This is a genomic window from Tsuneonella rigui (assembly GCF_003958625.1).
In the GTDB taxonomy this organism is placed as follows: Bacteria; Pseudomonadota; Alphaproteobacteria; order Sphingomonadales; family Sphingomonadaceae; genus Tsuneonella; species Tsuneonella rigui.
In genome coordinates, this window is sequence record NZ_RSEL01000027.1 from 1 (window position 1) to 21,402 (window position 21,402).

Sequence of the window (21,402 nt, forward strand, 5' to 3'; positions counted from 1 at the left end):
TCGGCACCCGCAGCGGACCCGACACCGGCAGCCTCAACACCGGCAACACCAATTTCACCTCGGTGGTCGCGACCGCGACCGGCTCGGGCGGCTTCGGCGGCGACGGCGGAGTCGGCACGTCGACCACCGGGAACGGCGGCGACGGCGGTGCCGCCAATTCCGGGCGCACGGTGCTTCTCGTTCGCGGGTCCCAGGTAACGATTACGGGCAGCGTGCTCATGACCGCTGACGCAGTCGGGGGTGACGGCGGCTCGGGCGCAAACATGGGCAACGGCGGCGCCGCGACTGTCGGCGCCGGCGGCACCGGAGTGGCGGTGGCGGTCACCTCGCGTTTCCAGCAGCCGGCCCAGCGCGGTTTCCTCAACGCGCAAGATATCTTCGGGTCGACCCAAGCGTTCGGCGGCGACGGTACGATCGTTGGCGCCGCCAGCGTAGTCGATTCGGCGGTGCAGTTCGAAGTGAGCGGCGCCGATGTTTCGGCCAATTCGCTCAGCCTCTCGGCGAGCGGTGACACAGCAACCGGCACCCTCCCCAGTTACGTAAGCATCGCGAACGGCACCGTCGATATCCCGGGGAGCCTGAGCATCGAGACGCCCGGCAACCTCTTTGTCACGCTCGACAATTCGACGGTCAAAGTAGGCGATCTGTTCCTCTCGGCCGGCAACTTCGTCGCCGGGCCGACCCAGCCGACTACCCGTGGAACATTCAACGTCGCGGGGGCCTTCGACATCTCCTCTACCCTCGATTTCCTCGCCTACGCCAACTTCAACGTGGCGGGAGACGGCTTGTTCGATGCCGATAGATCGGTGTCCACCGGCGACCTCACGTTCGGCGGCACGCTCGATCTGTCGGCGGTGGGTTCGATCACGACCGGCACCATCGACGCCGGGCTGGTCTCGCTCAACGCGGGGCAGAACCTGGCGACTGCGGCGATCACCTCGGACAACGGCATCTTCCTCGTGTCCGGTGGAACCACCTCGATCGGCAACCTGAGTTCGGGCGGGACGACGCCCGGCGCGGGAAAGATCGCGATCGCTTCGAGCGGTCCGCTCACCGCAGGAACGATGCAGAGCACGGGCGATCTCGGCATCCAGTCGGTCGGGTCGATCACTACCGGCAATCTCGTCGGGCGCGACGTGGTGCTGCTATCGGGCGGGAACCTCAACACAGGGTCGATATCGGCGCTCAACGGAACACAGGCGACCGGCCAAATTTACTTCGGCAGCGTCGCCATGGCGTCCAGTTCGACCAACGTTTTCCAGCCGTTCCAGACCGCCGGCGGATTGCTGTCGCTGCTTCCAGCGGACCCGCTGGCGCTCAACGGATCGGCGACCTTCAGCGGGCCGCTGCAGGCCGGCGCCGTACGCGGGGCAGTGACCGGCGCCCTTTCGGCCCAGGCGATCGACGCCCAGTCCTTCCTCAGCTTGTCGGCGGGCGGGCTGGCGTCGATCGGCGGCGCCTGGCGCGCGCCCGATATCGAGATCGTTTCAGGCGATATTGCGATCGGTTCGGCCGGGTCGCTCGATGCCCTGTCGGTCAACGGCGTGATCGAGCTTGCCTCGAGCAACGCCGCCGGGGTCACCGTGGGCGACGGGCAGAGCGGCAGCGGCTATGCTCTCGATAATGCGGAGTTCGGCCGCATCAAGGCGGGCGAGATCGGCGTGGTCGGCCTCGACACGCAGCAGGCAACCGACATGACGATCGGCAACCTGACGATCACCGGCAACCAGCTTTACGGGGCGGGCGGCTCGGTGTTTTTCGCGACCGGCGACCGGCTGACACAAACGCCGGGCGGCATCGTCCGCGTTGCGGGAGCGTTGAATGCGACCGGCTTCGCAGCGACCAATGAGCTCGGATTGCTCGCGGGCACGGTCGAGATCGAGGCGGCGAATGGGTCGATCAAGGTGAGCGATGGCTCCAGCAACCTCGGCGGGTTGGTCACCATTGATGCCGCTCACATCCACGTCGCGACGGACGCGATCCTGACCAAGCTGCGTGCCGACCCGGCATATGCCGACCATATCAGCGAGCTGAACTCGCCTTCACTCGTGACGCGCCCAGACGGCGTGCTCAATGCGCTCGGCATCGAATTCTTCCCCGGGGAGACCCTCTACATTCAGAATACGGGCACTGCGGGAACGCCTGCCGGCTTCCTTACGACGCTGGACAACACCGATGTCGTGCTGCCTGCCACGCCGCCGGCCAACGGCATCGAAGTGGTCATCAACGGCCAGTTCCAGACGGCGACGGGACTGGCGACCGGCCGCGATGCTTCGAATCTCGTGCAAGGATTGAAGACGACGGACCCCACAGTGTTCGAGGGGTTCAGCGGCACGAGCCAACTCAACGGGTGCGTGTTCCTGACGGGCGTGTGCGCCACCAGCATCACCTCGGACCCGGTCGCGGCGCTCTCGAGCGAGATCACGATAGTGACCGGGACGACACTCGACGACGCACCGCGCGCGCCGGCGGCCCTGGATGCCGACGAGGGCGGCGACGAAGCCAGCGAGAGCGAAGATCGCCAGGACGAGGAAGACGCAGACGACGCCGACGATTCGCCGATCGCGCCGCCCGCTCCGCTGATCAACACGCGCCAGCTCAATCCCGACCTCAACGTCGCTGACCCGGTCTCGGGGGCCGGCAACCCGGCGCTGCTGGGGTCTGCCGTCGACGAAACCATCGCCGAGGGAGAAAGCGAATGACCGGTCGTCCGTTCTCCGGCGCCGCGCTCGGGGCCCTTGCACTCGCATTGAGTGCTCCCGTCGCGGGACAAGCCACTCCGCTGTCGGTGCGCTCTACATTCCGAGTCGGCACCTCGGGGGTCGCGTGCACGGCCCAAAACTCGCCGGGCGATCCGCGCATCCACGGCATGTTCGATCGTGCTTACAAATTGAGTTGCCGCGATGCCGCGGGCGCGATCGGAAGTCTTATCGCAGTGCGCCGACTGGTCGCTCCGGCGGCCGAGCCCAGCGCACTCGGCGCAGTCGATCTAGCGTGCGGAGAAGTCGGCCGCACCGATCTCGCGAGCGTCGGCACGGTCGAGACGGTCACCTGCCGCGACGCCAAGGTGAACGTCGACTACCGCCGCTATGCGATCGAGCGCGATGGGGTGTCTTATCTTGTCGAAGGCCTGGCCGGCTACGACCCGGCGCTTCGCCTGGCGCTGGCCTCGGTCGTGAACGGACGGCCCGAACCGGGCGAGATTCGCGTCGCTTCGACCGAAGTCAGCGATCCCGCCGCCTTTGCGCGGGTCCAGGCGGGCCTGCTCGAAGCGGGCGATGCCGCGCTCGAGGGATATTCGCGCAACAACGGCGGCCGCTTCGCGGAGTCGGCCGAATTCTTTGATACCGCTGCCGCTCGCAATGCCGACAATCCGGCCCGGCAAGCCGAAGCTTTGGCCAACGAGGGCCTGCAGTTTTCCAATCTCGGAAACTTCCAGGCTGCCGACCGCCTGTTTGCGCAGGCGGCAGCGAAGGTCGCGCGCGGCGATGATGTTTCCCAGCGTCTGCTACGCAACTACCGGGCGATCAATCTGCTGAACCAGGGGCAGTCCACCCGCGCGCTCAAGGTGCTGGCGGAAGCCGTCGCTCCGGTGGACGAGGACTTCGATGTGGAGGCGCTTCGCCAGGGACAGATCAATCCGCCGCTGGCGGCGCAGATCAACCGCGAAAATTCCGGCCTGCAACGGATCGCCGGTCTCGACCCCGGCCTGAGCGCGGCCGAGCGGGGACAAATCCTCGAGGGCCAGGCGCAGATGCTACAGGGCATCGCCAGCCGCCAGCAGGGCAAGTTGGCGGATGCGGCAGCGCTCCTCACGGCGGCGGCCAACCAGATCGACGCCGTGCGGGACGGACGGGTTACCTCGACCGGCTTCCTGCGTTCCGAAATCCAGATTGAGCTTGCATTGATTGCCGAGGCGCAGGGCCGGCGGGCCGAAGCTGCCAGTGCGTTCGACAACGCTATCGCTGCCATCAACGCCTCATATCCCAATTCCCCTGCCCTGGTGGCCGCTATGGCGCGCAAGGCGGGATTCCTGGGCCGCGGTGGCGATGTCGCTGGGGCGCGCGCCCTTTACGAGCAGGTGGTCGAGCTCGCGCCGGGAATTCCCGACGCCGGGCCGACGCTGCGGTCGCTCCTGGGCCCTTACTTCTCGCTGCTCGCCAGCGCGGGCGGGGCCGACGCCGCCGCAGCGATGTTCGACGCGTCGCAAGTGCTGGAACGGCCCGGCGTCGCGCAAACGCAGGCCATTCTCGCGCGGCAACTTTCGGAAGGCAATGGCGAGGCCTCGTCGCTGTTCCGCCTCGCGGTCGGGCGCAGCCGCGAGATCGCACGGCAAGAGGTAGACCTTGCGCGGATGCGGGCGATTGCAAGCCCCACCGCGGCGGACCTCGACAATCTGCGTATCGCGCAAGAAACTCTCGCCGCGCTCAAGCAGGAACAGGCCGCTCTCGCTTCCAAGCTCTCGGCGTTCCCGCGCTACAATGTGCTCGCGCCGCAGACCGTCGGCATCGGCGATCTTCAGGCAGCGCTCCAACCGGGCGAGGGCTATTACAAGCTGATCGTCGTTGGCGACGATCTCTATGGACTCTTCGCGACCCATGGCGAGGCGCGCGTGCTGCCCCTTCCCGGCACCCGCGGCGAACTGGAAAAAGATGTTCAGGCCGTGCGCGACAGCGTGGTCAGCGTGGTCAGCGGTCAACCGATCATCGACCCGTTCGATGTCGTCAAAGCCCGCGCGCTATACGTCAAACTGTTCGGCTCGCTCGATAGCGAGATCAAAGGGCTGAAGCACCTGATCTTCGAGCCCGACGGGCCGATGCTGCAATTGCCGCCGTACCTGCTGATTACCGACGACCGCGGGATCACCGCCTATCAGGACCGTTTGAAGCAGCCGAAGGCCGACGAATACGACTTCACGGGCATCGACTGGTTGGGGCGGGGCCGCAAGGTTTCCATCGCGGTCAGCCCGCGCGGCTTCCTCGACATTCGCAAGTTACAGCCGTCGCAGGCAACCCGCGCGTACCTGGGCCTGGGCAACAACGCGCCCTTGCCGGAGCGGCCGCTCGGTGCCGTGGCCACCGAATGCGACTGGCCGATCGCGGTATGGCAGCACCCGATCGCGCCCGACGAATTGCTGTTCGCGCAGACCAAGTTCGGAGGCGAGTCGAGCGGCGTTCTGACCGGTTCGCAATTCACCGACAGCGCTCTGCTGTCGGATCAGTCGCTCGACGAATACAAGATCCTGCACTTCGCCACCCACGGTCTCGTGTCGGCACCTCGGGCCGGGTGTCCGGCACGTCCGGCCCTAGTGACTTCCTTCGGGGACAGTGGATCGGACGGGCTGCTGAGCTTCCGGGAGATCTTCGACCTCAACCTCAATGCCGATCTAGTGATCCTGTCGGCGTGCAACACGGCGGGCATGGCGACAGTCGATGCGTCGCGCGAAGCCGGTGTCAGCACGGGCGGCAACTATGCTCTCGATGGTCTGGTTCGCGCTTTCGTGGGCGCGGGAGCACGCACGGTCATCGCTAGCCATTGGCCGGTTCCTGACGACTTTGACGCTACCAAGCGGCTGATCAGCGGGTTACTCGATGCGCGCCCAGACGAACCGATCGCGGGCGCTCTGGAGCTGGCTCAGGAAAGTCTGATGGACGATCCCGACACCTCGCACCCGTACTATTGGGCGGCATTTGTTATTGTCGGCGATGGCGAAAAAACCCTTGTGACTAAGTCTTCAAAAAGCCTCGGGGCGGCTGTCGACAGCGAGACAAAGGAGTAGTCTGCTTCTGCCACTCTGTGGCGACCAGGCGGCATGACCGATCCCGGCCCATGGCCGGTCTGCTCGAATATGCCTTCTGAGGTTCCTCAATAAGCGGATAGCGCGATTTCGCGATCGGCATTTGCCCATGCCTTTTGCCGTTCGCTGTCGATCAATTCGGCCTCAGACTCGCGCTTTTGCGCCCTCAGAGCCTGGACAAGCCCGTTCAGCGCCCACCCGTTGTTGGGATGACGCGCCAGGTCCTCGCGGAAGACAGATTCCGCATCGGACGACCGACCGGCTTTGAGCAAGGCAGCGCCGAGCAGGTGGCGGACCGGGAAGAACACATCTTCCGGCTCATTGTACGAAAGTCCGTCTTCCAACGCTGCAGCATCCTTGAGTAGCGCGATCTCTGCAATGGAGTCACCGGAAGCCGAAGCAAGACGAGCTGCAGCCTTGCGTTGACCGATTTCGTACAGCGAACGCCCGATATTCATGCCTTGACCGGCATCAGGGGGCGAAGCGGCGATCAGCGCCTTCGCCGCGTCCAACTCACGCTCTGCTTCCGTGATATTCCCAGTGGCTGCGAGAGCGGTCGCCCGGTTCTGGTGGAACGAGATCGAAAGCCCGGCAAGCTGCGGGTTGGGAACCGGCTCACGAAGCATCTCATCCCAGCGCCCGAAGCGCACCAAGACGTCGTACAAGTATCCAATCGACCAATCGAGGCCAGGCATGGCGAGCAGCATGCTGTCGGGCATCGCTTCGCGCGCTGCCCGGCTGGCCGATATCGCCTCTTCCGATCGCCCGCCCATCGCGGCTGCAAAGGCGAGGAACTGGTAGTTGTGCACGAGGTACATCGGGTAATAGTCCGGCGGCGCCGTGCGGGAGATATAAGCCACGTCTGCGGCCGCCCCCAAGCGGTTGGCTTCCGCCGCCTCTTCGTATCTGCCGACGCGCTGCATGATGTGCGAAGGCATGTGCACCAAGTGTCCGGCCGCGGGCATCATAGTCTTCAATGCTTCCGCTGCTGCGAGACCGGTTTCGGGATTCTTCGACGCCTCCACGGCATGAATGAGGTAATGGTTGGCGCCGGGGTGATTGGCGTCAGACGCCAGAACCCGCTGAAGGGTTGCCACGATCTCGAGGGTTCCGGGGTTGGGCGAACCGTCAACGTTCCAAAGCTTCCAGGGATTGGTGTTCATCAGCGCTTCGGCGAAGAGCGTTTGAACGTCATTGTCGCCCGGGAAATCGCTCGCGACCTTGCGCATCGCCTCAACGTAAGAGGTCATCCGCGGGCCCAAGTTCGTCGGATCAAGCGCCTTCGCGCCATCATACCGGACCGCCAACGCCGAAATCAGTGCCTGCTCTACGGGCGAGCCGCCCGTCGACGCGTCTCGCGCCCTCCTCAGGGCCTCCCAACCCGCTTGCGCCCGGGCCTCGCTCATGGCCGGCATGTTGTAATTCGGGCCGAGCGTGAGAGCGACACCCCAATAGCAAATCGCGCATGCCGGGTCGATCTCGGCCGCCTTAGCAAAGGACCTGGTGGCCTCGTCATGGTTGAAGGCCCAGACAAACCGCATTCCTTGGTCGAAATATTGCTGAGCTTCAGTGGACCGAGTGGAAATTGGGCGGCGGAAGACGCCTAAACCGTCGAACAACTGTGCGCCGCTGGCCCAATCAGCCACTGTTACGCGCTCCGCTTCGCCATGGGCGTGCTCATCTTGCGCCAATGTCGGAACCGGCGCGGCACACAAGGCTGCAGCAAAAAGCATGCGGCGAGTTTTTGAAAGAGCCATCACGTCTCCCCAGCGCGACCACTCTCGAGGCTACATGACTGATGGCAGCGCGCAACCGTGATTACCGAAGTGGCGCCAGTGTCCGCTATTGCGTGATTTTCACCCGAGGCGGGCTTTCGGCTACCGGCCCGGTAGCGGACGTCGGATTGAGTCAAACTACCGTCTTCAATCCGTTTCCTAAGTATCAGATAGTCGGGTTTGATTCATACTCTCTAATTCTCAGGAGCCCCTGCAAGTCCCTACGATTTAGTCTGCAGGAAGCCTGAGATCGGCGCTTAACCGCACGCTCTTAAACAAATAATGTCGCGCCTCCCTTGGGTGAGAGTCTGGAAATCCGCCTAAATGGCCGCCATGAGGGAATAGGAGGCAGTACCGATCAGCCGAGCTCTTCTGACAGCTATTTCGAGTCAGCACACGGCGACGCACGCGCGGATTTTCACGCACAAACGGGAATTGACCTCCATCCCGAAGCTGATGGGCCGGGGGCACATGCCGCCCCCCGAGTCCCCTAGGCAGCGATCGCCAATGCTGGCGATTTTCTACGCTATTTCAGAGGGTGCGGAAATCGCCGGCGAGCTTCGCCGAAGAACAAATGGTGCCCAGAAGAGGACTCGAACCTCCACGCCCTTGCGAGCGCCGCCACCTGAAGACGGTGCGTCTACCAATTCCGCCATCTGGGCACTTGTCGACTGGCCGGTCGTCAGAGCCGGTCGTCGGGTAGGCGCGGGCCGATAGCGGGGGCACGCGCAGCTTGTCAACGATGCGGTTGCGGCGAAAGGGCGTTTGCGGCAGGGCGCTCGTCAGAATTCGATCCTGAGTGAGTGAACAATGGCACGACGTGACCCCCTGAACGGCAAGCTGGTGACGGTGATCGGCGGCAGCGGGTTCCTGGGCGACCACGTGGTGCAGGCGCTGCTGTGGCGCGGGGCGCGGGTGCGGATTGCCAGCCGCCATCCCGAGAAGGCCTATCGGCTCAAGCCGCTCGCGCAGCTCGGGCAGATCCAGTTCGCGCGGTGCAATGCGACGCGGGCCGACAGCGCCGCCGCGGCGGTTGCCGGGGCAGATGCCGTGGTCAACCTGATTGGCACCTTCTCCGGCGACGTGATGGGGACCATCTGCGGCAGCGCGCAGAACATCGCCCAGGCTGCGGCGCGGGCCGGGTGCGAGGCGCTGGTGCATGTCAGCGCGATCGGAGCCGATGCCGAATCGGCGGCGGACTACGCACGGGCCAAAGCCGAGAGCGAGGCGGTGGTGCTGGCCGCGTTCCCGACCGCGACGATCCTGCGGCCGAGCGTGCTATTCGGCGAGGACGACCGCTTCGTGCAGATGTTTGCCGGCCTGATCGCGCGCCTCCCGGTGCTGCCGGTGTTCGCGCCGCAAGCCGAGCTGCAGCCGCTGTTCGTCGACGACGCGGCCGAGGCGGTCGCGGCGGCGCTGTCCGATCCGGCCAAGCACGGCGGCAAGATTTACGAAATCGCCGGGCCAGAGGCCGTGACGATGCTCGAGCTCAACCGCCGCATCTGCGCCAGCCAGAACCGCAAGCGTGGCCTGATCGAAGTGCCCGATGCGCTGTCGGCCCTTTTCGCCGCGCTGCCCGGCACCCCCATGAATAGCGACCAGTGGACCCTGCTCAAAGCGGGCAACAAGCCCTCAGGCGTGCATCCGGGCCTCAAGGAACTCGGCATTACGCCGCGCCCGCTTGGGCTGTTCCTCGACCGCTGGATGACACGCTACCGCAGGTACGGCCGCTTCAACGAGCGCGCCCCGAGCTAAGCCTCGGCCGGCGGAGCGTTCCCTTCATCCTTGAGCAGCGTCAGCGGCTCGACGATCAGCGTGCCGCCGTCCGAACCGATGATCCGCACCCGCGTGCCGGCGGGAAGCTCGGGACCGCGCGCGGGCCATTGGCTGTCGCCCTGGGTCACCCGGCCCTCCCCGTGCTCGATCGCCACGGCGACCGTGCCAGTCTGGCCGACGAGCCGCCCCATGCGGTTGTTCATCAGCGGATCGTCGCTCTCGATCGGAGTCTCGCCGAACATCCGCCGCGCGGTGTAGACCGCGATCAGCGAGAGGAACACGAAGTTCACGACCTGCAGCGACACCCCCGGATCGAACACGAAAGTGAGCGCGCCGGTCATCAGGGCCGCGAGCGCCAGCCAGATCAGGTACACGCCGGGCACGATCATCTCGAACCCGGCGAGCACGAGGCCGAGGCCGATCCAGGCCCAGGCGGCGTCGAGATCGGTCAACCAGTCCATCACGCGCTTTCGTCGTTGCCCGTGCGCGGCACGGCGGCGCGCGGGCGCGGCCTGGCTAGCTGGACCCCGCCGTCACCCGGCGCGGCCGGAGCGCCCTCCCCAGGCCTGGCGATTTCGCGCACCAGCTCGCCGATCCCGCCGAGTGAACCGATCAGCTGGGTAGCCTCGACCGGGAACAGGATGGTCTTGGCGTTGGGCGAGGTGGCGAACTTGCCGACCGCCTTGGTGTACTCCTGCGCGATGAAGTAGTTGATCGCCTGGTTGCCGGACTGGGCGATCGCCTCGCTCACGGCGCGGGTCGCCTGCGCCTCGGCCTCGGCTGCGCGCTCGCGCGCCTCGGCATCGCGGAAGGCGGCTTCCTTCTTGCCCTCGGCGGAGAGGATCGCCGACTGCTTCTCGCCCTCGGCACGCAGGATGCGGCTGGCGCGTTCGCCCTCGGCCTCGAGAATTTCGGCCCGCTTCAGGCGCTCGGCCTTCATCTGCCGCGCCATCGCCTCGGAGATGTCGGTCGGCGGGCGGATGTCCTTGATCTCGACCCGGGTGATCTTGAGGCCCCATGGCGAAGTCGCGTGATCGACCACGCCCAATAGGCGGGCGTTGATCTCGTCGCGCTTCGACAAGGTCTCGTCGAGATCCATGCTGCCCATCACCGTGCGCAGGTTGGTCGTCGTGATGGCGTTGATCGCCTGGTAGAGGTTGTGGACTTCGTACGCCGCCTTGCCGGCATCGAGCACCTGGAAGAACACCACCGCGTCGACTCCGACCATCGCGTTGTCGGCGGTAATGATCTCCTGGCCCGGGATGTCGAGCACCTGCTCCATCATGTTCACCTTCTGGCCGACGCGGTCCACGAAAGGCGTGATGATGTGCAGGCCCGGCGCGGCCGACTTGGTGAACTTGCCGAACCGCTCGATCGTATAGACGTAGCCCTGCCGCACCACGCGCACCGAACTCAGCAAGAAGATCAGCAGAACCGCGACGACCAGGATCAGTATCAGACCCATTTCCCACTCCTCAAACATAACGATATCGTAGCGGCAGGCGGCCCGCCCGCAAGGAAAACCGGATCGCCGGTCATGGGCAGGGTGTCACGCAAAACGGCCCTCGAAACTCTGTGACTTTGGGCCGGTCGGTCCTCGGCGAATAAGGTCGCCGCGATCGGGCGCGTGTGACTTTCGGGTCGGGTGAAAGCCACACGATCACGTGATCTTGCCGGGACGATGGAGGTGACAGGCGCCCATAGGCGTCGTTTGAAGCAGGCTAAGTCCATGTAGGAAACGCCTTTTTGCTGCTCGTCGACCCCACGCAGACGCTCGTCGAATGGCCCACACGGTCGTCGACCGAGCGCGGGCGCTCGTCGAGCCGGCCGCGCACTCTCCGCCACCTCCGCTAGCAGCACGGCGGGGACGAAGCGCGCAGCCGCGCTCGATGGAGATTGGGGACATGAAGCTTACCGCAACGGCGCTGCTGTGCAGTGCGGCGATGGCCGTGCCGGGACAAGCGCAGGACGCACCGATCAGGGACGCGCCCCCTCCCCAAGCGACCGAAATCGTTCCGCCGAGCGAGACGCCTGCCGGCCGCCAAGTCTACACCCCGGCCGACTTCGCGCGCTATGCGCCGAAGACCGCAGCGGACATGATCCAGCAGGTGCCCGGCTTCCAGATCCGCGAAAGCGAGCAGCTGCGGGGCCTGGGCCAGGCAACGGGCAACGTGCTGTTCAACGGCAAGCGGTCCTCGACCAAGTCGGATTCGCTGTTCGACCTCCTCAGCCGCATTCCGGCGGCGAACGTCGAGCGGATCGAAATCGTCGATGGTGCGACGCTCGATATCCCCGGCCTTTCCGGGCAGGTCGCCAACATCGTTTACCAGTCCTCCTCGCTGTCGGGCCAGTTCGCCTGGACCGGGGAGATGCGCGCGCACTACGCCGATCCGTTGTTCACCCGCGGGAGCGTTTCGATCAGCGGGCGCAGCGGTGCGCTCGAATACGAAGCTGGAATCGACAACAGCGGCGCCGGCCGCAGCGCCGCGGGCGGACCGACGCTGATCCGCGGTGGCAGCGGCGCGATCATCGAGACTCGCTCCGACGAGTGGACCAGCAACTACGACGCCCCCAAAGTGTCGGGCAAGCTGACCTGGACCGGCGCCGGCGGCAGCGTCGCGCACGGCCACGCGGATTACCAGCGCACCTATTCGCATTACGACGAACTGGGCTTGCGCGTCTCGCCTGGGCTGCCGGACCGCCTGCGCGGGTTCATCGAGCGGAACGATACCTGGAATTACGAGCTGGGCGGCGATTACGAGTTCGGCTTTGGCCCGGGCAAGCTGAAGACGATCGGCCTCAGGCGCTACAGCCACGAGCCGTACTTGCAGGAGACGCGGACCGAATTTGCCGACAACAGCCCCCATACCGGCGACCGCTTCACGCAGACCGGCAATCTCGGCGAAACGATCGCGCGCGGCGAGTACAGCTGGAAGATGTTCGGCGGCGATTGGCAGCTCTCCGCCGAGGCCGCGTACAACACGCTCGACAACGTATCCGGGCTGTTCACGCTCGATCCGAACGGCCAGTTCATCGAGATTCCCTATCCCGAGGGCACCGGCGGGGTGAAAGAAGACCGCTATGAGGCAATGCTGAGCTTCGGCCGCAAGCTGACCGATACGCTGTCGTTCCAGATCGTCGGCGGCGCGGAGACTTCGACCATCTCGCAAACCGGCGCCAATGGCCTGACCCGCAGCTTCTTCCGGCCCAAGGGCACGCTATCGCTGGCGTGGAAGCCGTCCAACGACTTCGACATGGCACTGAAAATCCGCCGCCGCGTCCTGCAGCTCGATTTCTACAACTTCCTGGCCCGGGCCTTCCTCAACGACGGGAACGCCAACGCCGGCAATAATGAACTGCGGCCGCAACAGGACTGGAGCTACGAGGGCGAGATCAACAAGAAGCTGGGACCGTGGGGTTCGCAGCAGGTCCGCCTAGTCTACCGCGACGTCGAGGATTTCGTCGACGTGATCCCCGTGGCGGGCGGCGAATCGGTCGGCAACATTCCCAAGTCCTGGGCGGCGGCGATCGTCTCGACCAGCACGATCAAGTTCGATCCCGCCGGACTCAAGGGGCTGAAGCTCGACATGACCGGGGTGCTGCAGACCTCACGCCTGCGCGATCCCTTCACCGGCGAGAAGCGGCAATGGAGCGGGTTCGTCACTCGGCAGCTCTTCGCTACCCTGCGCTACGACATGCCCGAAACCGATTGGGCGTTCGGCGCGGAAGCGAGCCACAATTTCCGGCAGCCGCGCTATCGCAGCAACTCGGTCGACAAGACGTGGGAAGGCCCGTGGTTCGCGAATGTGTTCGTCGAGAACAAGGACATCGCCGGCCTGACCGTGCGGGCGGACGTGGGCAACGTGCTCAATGCGCGATCGCGGCGCGAGCGGACGGTGTGGACGGGCCTGCGGGGAGTAACGCCGATCTCCTTCACCGAGTCGCGCGACCGCCTGATCGGGCCGATCTTCACGCTATCGGTGCGCGGCAACTTCTAATCCGCCGCCGCTGCCTGGAGGGTCCAGACCCATAGCTGGCAATGGCCGGGATCGCCCGCAGAGGGCCTGTGGCAAGGAGCGCGGCGTCGGCGCGTAGCGGCGCTACGCGCAAGCCAAGCGAGGCCGACCACAGGCCCTCTGCGGGCGACCGCGAAGCGGCGGGCCGATTTCGGCCCAGGGCGGCGTCCCTCGTCAGTCACGATGCGCTGCATCGCTCCCTCCTCGCTCCTGGCCCCGAACCGAAATCCGCTCCGTCACGGGCGTTGCCAGCTATGGGTCTGGACCCTAGGGCGCGGCGGATGGAGAAGCGCGAACTCGCCGGCCGCATGGTCCATCCCGTCGGGCTGGGCTGCATGAATCTGTCGTGGGCCTATGGCGACCCGCCGCCGCACGCGGACAAGGTGCTCCTGCTCGAGCGGGCGCTGGAGCTCGGCTACGATCACTTCGATACCTCGAACATCTACGGGCTGGGGCGCAATGAAACGCTGCTCGGAGAGGCGATCATGCACGCTAGGGAACGGTTCCTGCTCGCGAGCAAGACCGGGATCGTGGTGCAAGGCGCCGGCCGCGGGATCGATTGCCGGCCGGAGGCGATGCTGGCCTCGCTCGACGAGAGCCTGGCGCGGCTGAAGACCGATCACATCGACCTGTTCTACATGCACCGGCTCGACCGCACGGTGCCGGTCGCCGACATGGTCGGCGCGCTCGCGCGGGCGATCGAGGCGGGCAAGATCGGCGCTTACGGCGTGTCCGAGTGGGGCGCCGCCCACATCCGCGAGGCGCATACCGTGTACCCGATGGCGGCGGTGCAGACCGAATACTCGCTGTGGACTCGCAACCCCGAGATCGCAGTGCTGGAGACGACCCGCGAGCTAGGCATTGCGTTCGTCGCGTTCTCGCCGGTGGCGCGCGGCGCGCTGGGCGGAGAGCTGCGCGATCCTTCGACGCTGGGCGACAAGGACTTGCGCCGCAAGATGCCGCGCTTCGACGCCGATCACTGGCCCAGGAACCTTGCGCTGATCGAGCGCTTCGACGCTCTCGCCGCTGACGCCGGCGTCGCCCCGGCGCAGTTGGCGCTGGCGTGGGTGCTCGCACAGGGGCCGCACGTGCATGTGATCCCCGGCACGACCAGCGTGGCGCATCTGGAAGAGAACTTCGCCACGCTGTCGCTCGACGTGCCCAGCGCGGTGCTCGACCAAGCCAACGCCCTGATCAACCAGGCGAGCGTCAGCGGCCCGCGTTATTCACCCGCAGCGCAGGCGAGCGTCGATACCGAGGAGTTCGCCTAGAGCTTCGCGTAAAGCGCCAGCAGGCGTTCCCACGCGCGCTCGGCCTGCGCGGCGTTGTAGACAGGGCTGTCGGGCACGCACCAGCCGTGGTCGGCGGGATAGACCTCGATCTCCGCATTCGCGCCGATCTTGTTGGCTGCTGTTCGCAGGATATTCTTCGCCTCGGGCTGCTTGGCATCGTCGTTCTGCGCGATCGCGATGAGGTAATGGTGGCCCCGCTGCAGCATCAGGTGCGGGCTGTCGCCCTTGTCGGTCGCGAGGCCCCCGCCGTGGAAGCTCGCCGCGGCCTTGACCCGCTCCGGCACCGCGGCGGCCGAATAGATCGTGTAGGCCCCGCCCATGCAGTAGCCCTGGTTGCCGATGCCGCGCCGGGTGTCGACCGCCCGCTGGCCGTCGAGCCACGCCACCAGCGCCTTCGCATCGCGATTGATCGCGGCGGGCGCGGTCGCCTTGGTACGCCACGGCGTGACCTTCTCGAAGCCATTGTTCTTCATGAAATCGGCGAAGTCCGCGAACTGCGGCGCGGGGACGTCGCGGTAATACGGGTTGGCGACCAACACCGCGTAGCCTTCGCCGGCCAGCCGCCGGGCCATCTGCTTCTTCACTTCGCGCAAGCCCGCGATGTCGGGCCACAGGATCACCGCGGGCGCCTTCTTGGCGGGGTGGACGAAGAACGCGTCCATCGTCCCGTCGGCGGTGGGTACCTGGACCATGCTCTCCGTCAGGCCGCTGGTGCTGCCCGAATTCTCCATTGAGGTGCAGGCGGCCAGACCAGCGAGCGCGCCGGTGGCGGCGAACGCGCGGCGGCTGAGGCCCTTGCTGGCGAACTCGTCAAGATTGGTCTCGTCGCACATGCTGTCAGCTCCTCATGGTCCCGTCGCGGCGCAATCTATCAGCCGGTCCGCGCGCGTCCAGCCGCGAGGCCGGTTGCAATCGAGGACCTGCAATGCAAGACCGTCTCTCAGCCGCGGACAACGCGGAAAGCGGGAGGACTGGGATGCGGTGGTTCGTGGGGTTCGCGATGGCCCTGGCGCTGGCGGGGTGCAACTCGGGCAGCGGCGGGGCCGAGAGTGCGGCCAAGGTCACTCCCCCGACCGAAGGCGTCACCGACGCGATGATCGCCGCCGCCGCGGGCGAGGAGTGGCTGACCTACGGCCGCGACTACGCCGAGCAGCGCTTCTCCCCGCTGACCCAGATCGACGAAAGCTCGGTCGGCAAGCTTGGCCTGTCGTGGTTCTTCGACCTCGACACCGCGCGCGGGCAGGAAGCGACCCCGCTGATGCACAACGGCGTGCTCTACGTCACCAGCGCGTGGAGCAAGGTCTATGCGTTCGACGCGGTGACCGGCCAGCTCAAGTGGTCGTACGATCCGCAAGTCCCGCGCGAGACGCTGGTCCGCGCGTGCTGTGACGCGGTCAACCGCGGTGTCGCGCTCTACGGCGACAAGGTCTATCTCGGCACCCTCGACGGGCGGCTGGTCGCGCTTAACCAAAGCGACGGCAAGGTCGCCTGGTCTAAGCTCGCGGTGCCCGACCAGAAGAACTACACCATCACCGGCGCTCCGCGCGCGGCCAAGGGCCTGATCCTGCTCGGCAGCGGCGGCTCGGAGTACAAGGCGCGCGGCTACATCGCGGCCTACGACTGGAAGACCGGCAACGAGGTGTGGCGCTTCAACACCGTGCCCGGCAACCCCGCCGACGGGTTCGACAAGGACGGCGTCAACGCCAAGGCGATGGAGACCGCGGCGAAGACCTGGGGCGGCGAGTGGTGGAAGCTGGGCGGCGGTGGGACGGTGTGGGATTCGATCGTTTACGATCCGCAGACCAACCTCGTCCTGTTCGGCACCGGCAATGCCGAGCCGTGGAATCCCAAGGCGATCGATCGCGGCACGGGGGACGCGCTCTACACCGCCTCGATCGTGGCAGTCGATGCGGACACCGGCCAGTATCGCTGGCACTTCCAGGAGACGCCCGAGGACCGGTGGGACTTCGACAGCAACGCGCAGATCATCATGGCCGACCTCGAGATCGGCGGCCAGCAGCGCCACGTCGCGATGCACGCGCCGAAGAACGGCTATTTCTACGTCCTCGACGCCAAGACCGGGCAGTTCCTCAACGCGAAGCCCTTCGCGACCCAGAACTGGACCACCGGGATCGACCCCAAGACCGGCAAGCCCGCGATCAATCCGGAGGCGCGCTACGAGGTCACCGGCAAGCCGTTCATCTCGCTCCCCAGCGCGATGGGCGCGCACTCCTGGCAGCCGATGAGCATGAGCCGGCAGACCGGCCTCGTGTATATTCCGACCAACCAGGTCGCCGCGGCCTATCTCGCGGCGCAGGGGTGGAAGGAAAGCGACATCGGCTTCCAGGTCGGGCTCGACAGCGGCAAGACCGCGGTGCCGGCCGACGCCAAGGCGCGCGCCGCGGCCAAGGCCGCGACCACCGGCGCGCTGCTGGCGTGGGATCCGGTCAAGCAGGCGCCCGCGTGGAAGGTCGATTATCCCGGTCCGTGGAATGGCGGCACGCTGGCGACCGCCGGCAACCTCGTGTTCCAGGGCACCGCGACCGGCCAGTTTGTCGCCTACAATGCCAAGAGCGGCGGCAAGCTGTGGTCCTTCCCGACCCAAACCGGGGTGATCGCCGCGCCGATGACCTACTCGATCAATGGCGAGCAGTACGTCGCCATCCTCGCCGGCTGGGGCGGCGTGTACGACCTTGCCGCGGGCGTGGTGGCCGATAAGTCGGGCCCGGTCCGCAACATCAGCCGCCTGCTGGTGTTCAAGCTCGGCGGCACCGCCAAGCTGCCGGCGGTCAAGCCGATGGCGAAACAGGTGCTCGACCCGCCGCCGTTTACCGGCACGCCCCAACAGGTCGCGCTCGGCAGCGACCTGTTCGGCCGCTACTGCTCGGTCTGCCACGGCGACGCGGCGGTCGCCGGCGCGCTGGTGCCCGACCTCCGGCACTCGGCGGCGATCGGCTATCCCGATACGATCAAGTCGGTGGTGATCGACGGGGCATTGCAGCACAACGGCATGGTCAGCTTCGCCAGCGCGCTGCGCCCGGCCGATGCCGAGGCGATCCGCCAGTACCTGATCAAGCGCGCCAACGAGGACAAGGCGCTGGAGGGGAAGCGCTGATTCCTTAGCCCTCTCCCCTTGCGGGAGAGGGAGGAGCGCCGTCAGGCGCGGAGGGAGAGGGGACCGCCGCGCCAGCGGCGGCTCACGCCGCCGACCCTCTCCCAACCCTCTCCCTCAAGGGGAGAGGGCTTAGCAGCAATAACCATTTGGCCACCCGCCCGCGCGTGGTAGGTTGCCGCCCGAAACCGATTCCAAACAAAACCCGGAGAGCCCGATGCCCGAGACCTATCCCAACCTGATCGATGGCGAGCTGGTCACCACCGCCGCGACGATGGAAGTGCTGAACCCCGCGAATGAGCAGGTCATCGCGCTGGTCCCCTCGTGCGGCAAGGACGAGCTCGACCGCGCAGTCGCCGCCGCGCGCCGCGCGTTCCAGACCTGGAAGAAGACCCCGGTCGACGATCGCCGCAAGGTGATCCAGGGCATCGCCGCCGCGATCAAGGACAACGCCGACGAGCTGTTCCGCCTGCTCACCACCGAACAGGGCAAGCCCCACGCGCAGGCGCAGATGGAGATCTACGGCGCCGCCGGCATGGCCGCCGCGCAATCGACGCTCAATCTCGAAGAGACCATCAACCAGGATGACGAGCAGCGCCTCAGCCGTACCCGCCGGGTGCCGGTGGGCGTGGTCGGCGGCATCGTCCCGTGGAACTTCCCGGTGATGATGGCGATCCAGAAGATCGTCCCCGCGCTGCTGTCGGGCTGCACGATCGTGCTCAAGCCGAGCCCGTTCACCCCGCTGACCACGCTCAAGATCGCCGAGCTGATCAAGGACGTGGTGCCCGCCGGCACGGTCAACATCATCACCGGCGAGGACAGCCTCGGCCCGCTCATCACCGAGCATCCGGACATCGACAAGATCACCTTCACCGGCTCCACTGCGACCGGCAAGAAGATCATGGAAGGCGCCTCGAAGGACCTCAAGCGCATCACGCTGGAGCTCGGCGGCAACGACGCCTCGATCGTGCTGCCCGATGCCGACGTCTCCAAGGTCGCCGAGCAACTGTTCTGGTCGAGCTTCTCCAACGCCGGGCAGATCTGCGTCGCCGCCAAGCGGATCTACATCCACGAGGACATCTACGACGAGCTTTCCCAAGCGATCGCCGAGTACGCCAAGCAGGTCAAAGTCGGCGACGGTTCCGAGCAGGGGACCGGCGTCGGTCCGATCCAGAACAAGAAGCAGTTCGACCGGGTGTGCGAGCTGATCCAGGACGCCAAGGACAACGGCTACAAGTTCCTGACCGGCGGCGACGTCGATCCCTCGGGCACCGGCTACTACGTGCCGATCACCATTCTCGACAATCCGCCCGAGGATGCGCGGATCGTCGCGGAAGAGCAGTTCGGCCCGGTCATGCCGCTGATGAAGTTCTCGACCACCGAGGAAGCGATCGAGCGCGCCAATAACTCCGAATACGGCCTCGCCGGCGCGGTGTGGACCGCCGATCCGGCCAAGGGAGTCGAAGTCGCCGAGCAGCTCGAGACCGGCACCGTGTGGGTCAACGAGTACCTCCACCTGTCGCCCTTCGCGCCGTTCGGCGGGCACAAGCAGTCGGGCTTCGGCGCCGAGTACGGCCTCGAAGGCCTGAAGGAGTTCACCTACCCGCAGGTGATCACGGTCAAGAAGGACGCCTTCGCCTAACTTTGGGAACTTCCCACCCCGGCGCGGCGAGCGTAGTCTCTCGCGCCGGGGAGGATTACGATGGCAAAGGGCACGGACATCCCGGCCGATTTCGGCGCGCTGGTGGGGTGGGATCACCAGGACCTCGGCGACCGGGTGATGGTGCGGCTGCAGAGCACGCAGCATGCGGACCTTGGCTCCGACAGCACGCTTGATGAATTCCGCTATTTCATGACCAAGAACCAGGCGGTCGTGCTGGCAAACTACCTCTATTCGATCTCCGAGCGGTTGCCGCAGGCCAAGCGCAAGCGGGGCTGGTTCCGGTAACCTCCCTTGCTCTCCACGGCGGCGCCCGCCACAGCGCCGCCGATATGGAAGCCCTGCTCACCTCCACCGCGCTGGTCGCGCTCGCCGAGATCGGCGACAAGACAATGCTGCTGGCGATCGTCCTCGCCACCCGCTTTCGCCGCCCCCTGCCGATCATCGCCGGTATTTTCTTCGCCACCATCGCGAACCACGCGCTCGCCGCCTGGGCGGGAAGCTTGGCCGCCGAGTTCTTTGCCGGGCAGGCCTTTCGCCTGATCGTTGCCGCAAGTTTCGTCGTGATGGGCCTGTGGACCCTGATACCCGACAAGTTCGATGACGACGACGCGCCCGCGGTAACGTCGCGGGGTGCGTTCCTGACCACTCTGGTCGCGTTCTTTATCGTCGAGATGGGCGACAAGACCCAGCTCGCGACGGTCGCGCTCGGCGCGCAGTATCACGATGTGTTGGCGGTCGCGGCCGGCACCACGCTCGGCATGATGATCGCCAACGTACCCGCGGTCCTGCTGGGCGATGCGCTGGTCAAGCGCGTGTCGCTCAAAGCCGTGCGGATCGCCGCCGCCGCGCTGTTCGTCGCGGTCGGCGCGTGGATGCTGGTCGAAACGCTCTAGCGAATCGCTCGCCTTCGTCGTCAGGTGCCGGCGTATGGGATCGTCCTACCGTCCGCTGATCCGCCACGCGCTGCTTTATGGCGGCGTACTGGCGATCCTCGCGCTGGCGGCGGCGCTGATCGACTTCCGCCTGACGCTCGGCGGCGGCCCGGCGCGGCTGTCGGGGCTAATGCTCGCGCTGCTGTTCTCGGGGCTCGGCATCTGGCTCGGGCTGCGCCTGTCGCCCCGGCGGCGCGAGGCTTTCGAGCGCAATGCCGCGGGCATCGCCGCGCTCGGCATCAGCGCGCGCGAGCTCGAGGTGCTCGATCGGCTGGCCGAAGGCGCCTCGACCAAGGTCATCGCCCGCCAACTCGCGATCTCGCCCAACACGGTGAAGACGCACCTCGCGCGGCTGTTCGAGAAGCTGGAGGCGACCAATCGGACGCAGGCGATCGCCAAGGCGCGCGCGCTCGATATCCTGCCCTGAAATCGCGCAAATCACCCGGATGGGCGATTGGTTTTGGTGCGGTTCGGGTTAGCCTCGCGGGCTCAGGCCAACACGGGGGACTGGAAGATGACTCGCATAATTCTGCTCTACGGATCGACCGCCGGCGGTATCGTCACCGCGATCATGCTGTTGTCGATCGGCTCGGGCGTGCACAGCGTAGTGCTGGGCTACCTGTCGATGCTTGTGGCGCTGAGCATGGTCTTCATCGGCATCAAGCGATACCGCGACGAGCAATTGGGCGGCACCATCCGCTTCTGGACCGCGATCGCGGTCGGGCTCGGCATCTCTGGCGTAGCCTCGCTGTTCTATGCGCTGGGGTGGGAGGCGTACCTCTACGCCACCGATTATCGCTTCATGCCCGAATACACCGCCAGCCTGATCGAAGCGCAGCGCGCCGCGGGCGCTTCGGCGCAGGAGATCGCGAAGATGTCGGCAGAGATGGACGCGTTCGCCAAATCGTACGAGAACCCGCTGATCCGGCTGCTGTTCACCCTCAGCGAGATCGCCCCGGTCGCGCTGATCGTGACGCTGATCGCGGCCGCATTGCTGCGCAAGCCCGGCTTCCTGCCGGCACGCGCCCGATAGGGAGAC

15 protein-coding genes and 1 tRNA gene are annotated in these 21,402 nt (G+C 66.2%); 11 read left to right on the top strand and 5 right to left on the bottom strand.

Features of this window, described 5'->3' with window-relative positions; all coding sequences use genetic code 11:
• A partial coding sequence (locus ELY12_RS14360) for a beta strand repeat-containing protein (RefSeq protein ID WP_164549491.1) occupies positions 1 to 2,702 on the top strand: 2,702 nt, incomplete at its 5' end.
• Positions 2,699 to 5,779 (top strand): CHAT domain-containing tetratricopeptide repeat protein, encoded by a 3,081-nt coding sequence (locus tag ELY12_RS11380; protein ID WP_126176834.1) that lies wholly within the window; start codon positions 2,699 to 2,701, stop codon positions 5,777 to 5,779. The genes ELY12_RS14360 and ELY12_RS11380, both read left to right, overlap by 4 nt.
• 86 nt (positions 5,780 to 5,865) lie before the next feature.
• Here ELY12_RS11380 and ELY12_RS11385 read toward each other — a convergent pair whose 3' ends face one another.
• Both ELY12_RS11385 and ELY12_RS11395 read right to left on the bottom strand, forming a co-directional pair.
• On the bottom strand, positions 5,866 to 7,554 hold the full coding sequence (locus ELY12_RS11385; RefSeq protein ID WP_126176835.1) for a tetratricopeptide repeat protein: 1,689 nt from the start codon (positions 7,552 to 7,554) through the stop codon (positions 5,866 to 5,868).
• Positions 7,555 to 8,147: 593 nt separating this feature from the next.
• Positions 8,148 to 8,234 (bottom strand) — tRNA-Leu (locus ELY12_RS11395).
• A 148-nt stretch (positions 8,235 to 8,382) separates the two neighbouring features.
• Here ELY12_RS11395 and ELY12_RS11400 point away from each other — a divergent pair.
• Entirely contained in the window at positions 8,383 to 9,327 is a 945-nt protein-coding gene (locus ELY12_RS11400; protein ID WP_126176837.1) for an NAD(P)H-binding protein, read from the top strand.
• Here ELY12_RS11400 and ELY12_RS11405 read toward each other — a convergent pair.
• Together ELY12_RS11405 and ELY12_RS11410 are read right to left on the bottom strand one after the other, a co-directional pair.
• On the bottom strand, positions 9,324 to 9,809 hold the full coding sequence (locus tag ELY12_RS11405; protein ID WP_126176838.1) for an NfeD family protein: 486 nt from the start codon (positions 9,807 to 9,809) through the stop codon (positions 9,324 to 9,326). The two genes, ELY12_RS11400 and ELY12_RS11405, sit on opposite strands and share 4 nt — an antisense overlap.
• Complete coding sequence (locus ELY12_RS11410) at positions 9,809 to 10,813, bottom strand: SPFH domain-containing protein (protein WP_126176839.1); 1,005 nt, start codon at positions 10,811 to 10,813, stop codon at positions 9,809 to 9,811. The genes ELY12_RS11405 and ELY12_RS11410 overlap by 1 nt, the downstream gene beginning before the upstream one ends.
• A gap of 439 nt (positions 10,814 to 11,252) precedes the next feature.
• Here ELY12_RS11410 and ELY12_RS11415 point away from each other — a divergent pair, with 439 nt between their 5' ends.
• Both ELY12_RS11415 and ELY12_RS11420 read left to right on the top strand, forming a co-directional pair.
• Positions 11,253 to 13,346, top strand: coding sequence for a TonB-dependent receptor plug domain-containing protein (locus tag ELY12_RS11415; protein ID WP_126176840.1), 2,094 nt, complete (start codon positions 11,253 to 11,255; stop codon positions 13,344 to 13,346).
• A 299-nt stretch (positions 13,347 to 13,645) separates the two neighbouring features.
• Positions 13,646 to 14,635, top strand: a complete 990-nt coding sequence (locus ELY12_RS11420) for an aldo/keto reductase (RefSeq protein ID WP_126176841.1) — start codon at positions 13,646 to 13,648, stop codon at positions 14,633 to 14,635.
• Here ELY12_RS11420 and ELY12_RS11425 read toward each other — a convergent pair.
• Positions 14,632 to 15,489 (bottom strand): dienelactone hydrolase family protein, encoded by an 858-nt coding sequence (locus ELY12_RS11425; RefSeq protein ID WP_126176842.1) that lies wholly within the window; start codon positions 15,487 to 15,489, stop codon positions 14,632 to 14,634. The genes ELY12_RS11420 and ELY12_RS11425 overlap by 4 nt on opposite strands.
• Before the next feature lie 143 nt (positions 15,490 to 15,632).
• Here ELY12_RS11425 and ELY12_RS11430 point away from each other — a divergent pair, with 143 nt between their 5' ends.
• The 6 genes from ELY12_RS11430 (at position 15,633) to ELY12_RS11455 (ending at position 21,396) form a co-directional block, all read left to right on the top strand.
• Complete coding sequence (locus ELY12_RS11430) at positions 15,633 to 17,771, top strand: PQQ-dependent dehydrogenase, methanol/ethanol family (protein ID WP_164549492.1); 2,139 nt, start codon at positions 15,633 to 15,635, stop codon at positions 17,769 to 17,771.
• 214 nt (positions 17,772 to 17,985) lie between these two features.
• Positions 17,986 to 19,410, top strand: coding sequence for an aldehyde dehydrogenase family protein (locus ELY12_RS11435; RefSeq protein ID WP_126176843.1), 1,425 nt, complete (start codon positions 17,986 to 17,988; stop codon positions 19,408 to 19,410).
• A 60-nt stretch (positions 19,411 to 19,470) separates the two neighbouring features.
• A complete protein-coding gene (locus tag ELY12_RS11440; protein WP_126176844.1) occupies positions 19,471 to 19,716 on the top strand; it encodes a hypothetical protein in 246 nt (81 codons plus the stop codon).
• 44 nt (positions 19,717 to 19,760) lie between these two features.
• Positions 19,761 to 20,324 carry a TMEM165/GDT1 family protein gene (locus tag ELY12_RS11445; RefSeq protein ID WP_126176845.1) on the top strand — a complete coding sequence of 188 codons (564 nt, stop codon included), beginning with the start codon at positions 19,761 to 19,763 and terminating at the stop codon, positions 20,322 to 20,324.
• Positions 20,325 to 20,358: 34 nt separating this feature from the next.
• Entirely contained in the window at positions 20,359 to 20,790 is a 432-nt protein-coding gene (locus ELY12_RS11450; RefSeq protein WP_126176846.1) for a helix-turn-helix transcriptional regulator, read from the top strand.
• A gap of 87 nt (positions 20,791 to 20,877) precedes the next feature.
• On the top strand, positions 20,878 to 21,396 hold the full coding sequence (locus tag ELY12_RS11455; protein ID WP_126176847.1) for a DUF4199 domain-containing protein: 519 nt from the start codon (positions 20,878 to 20,880) through the stop codon (positions 21,394 to 21,396).
• Positions 21,397 to 21,402 lie beyond the last annotated feature (6 nt).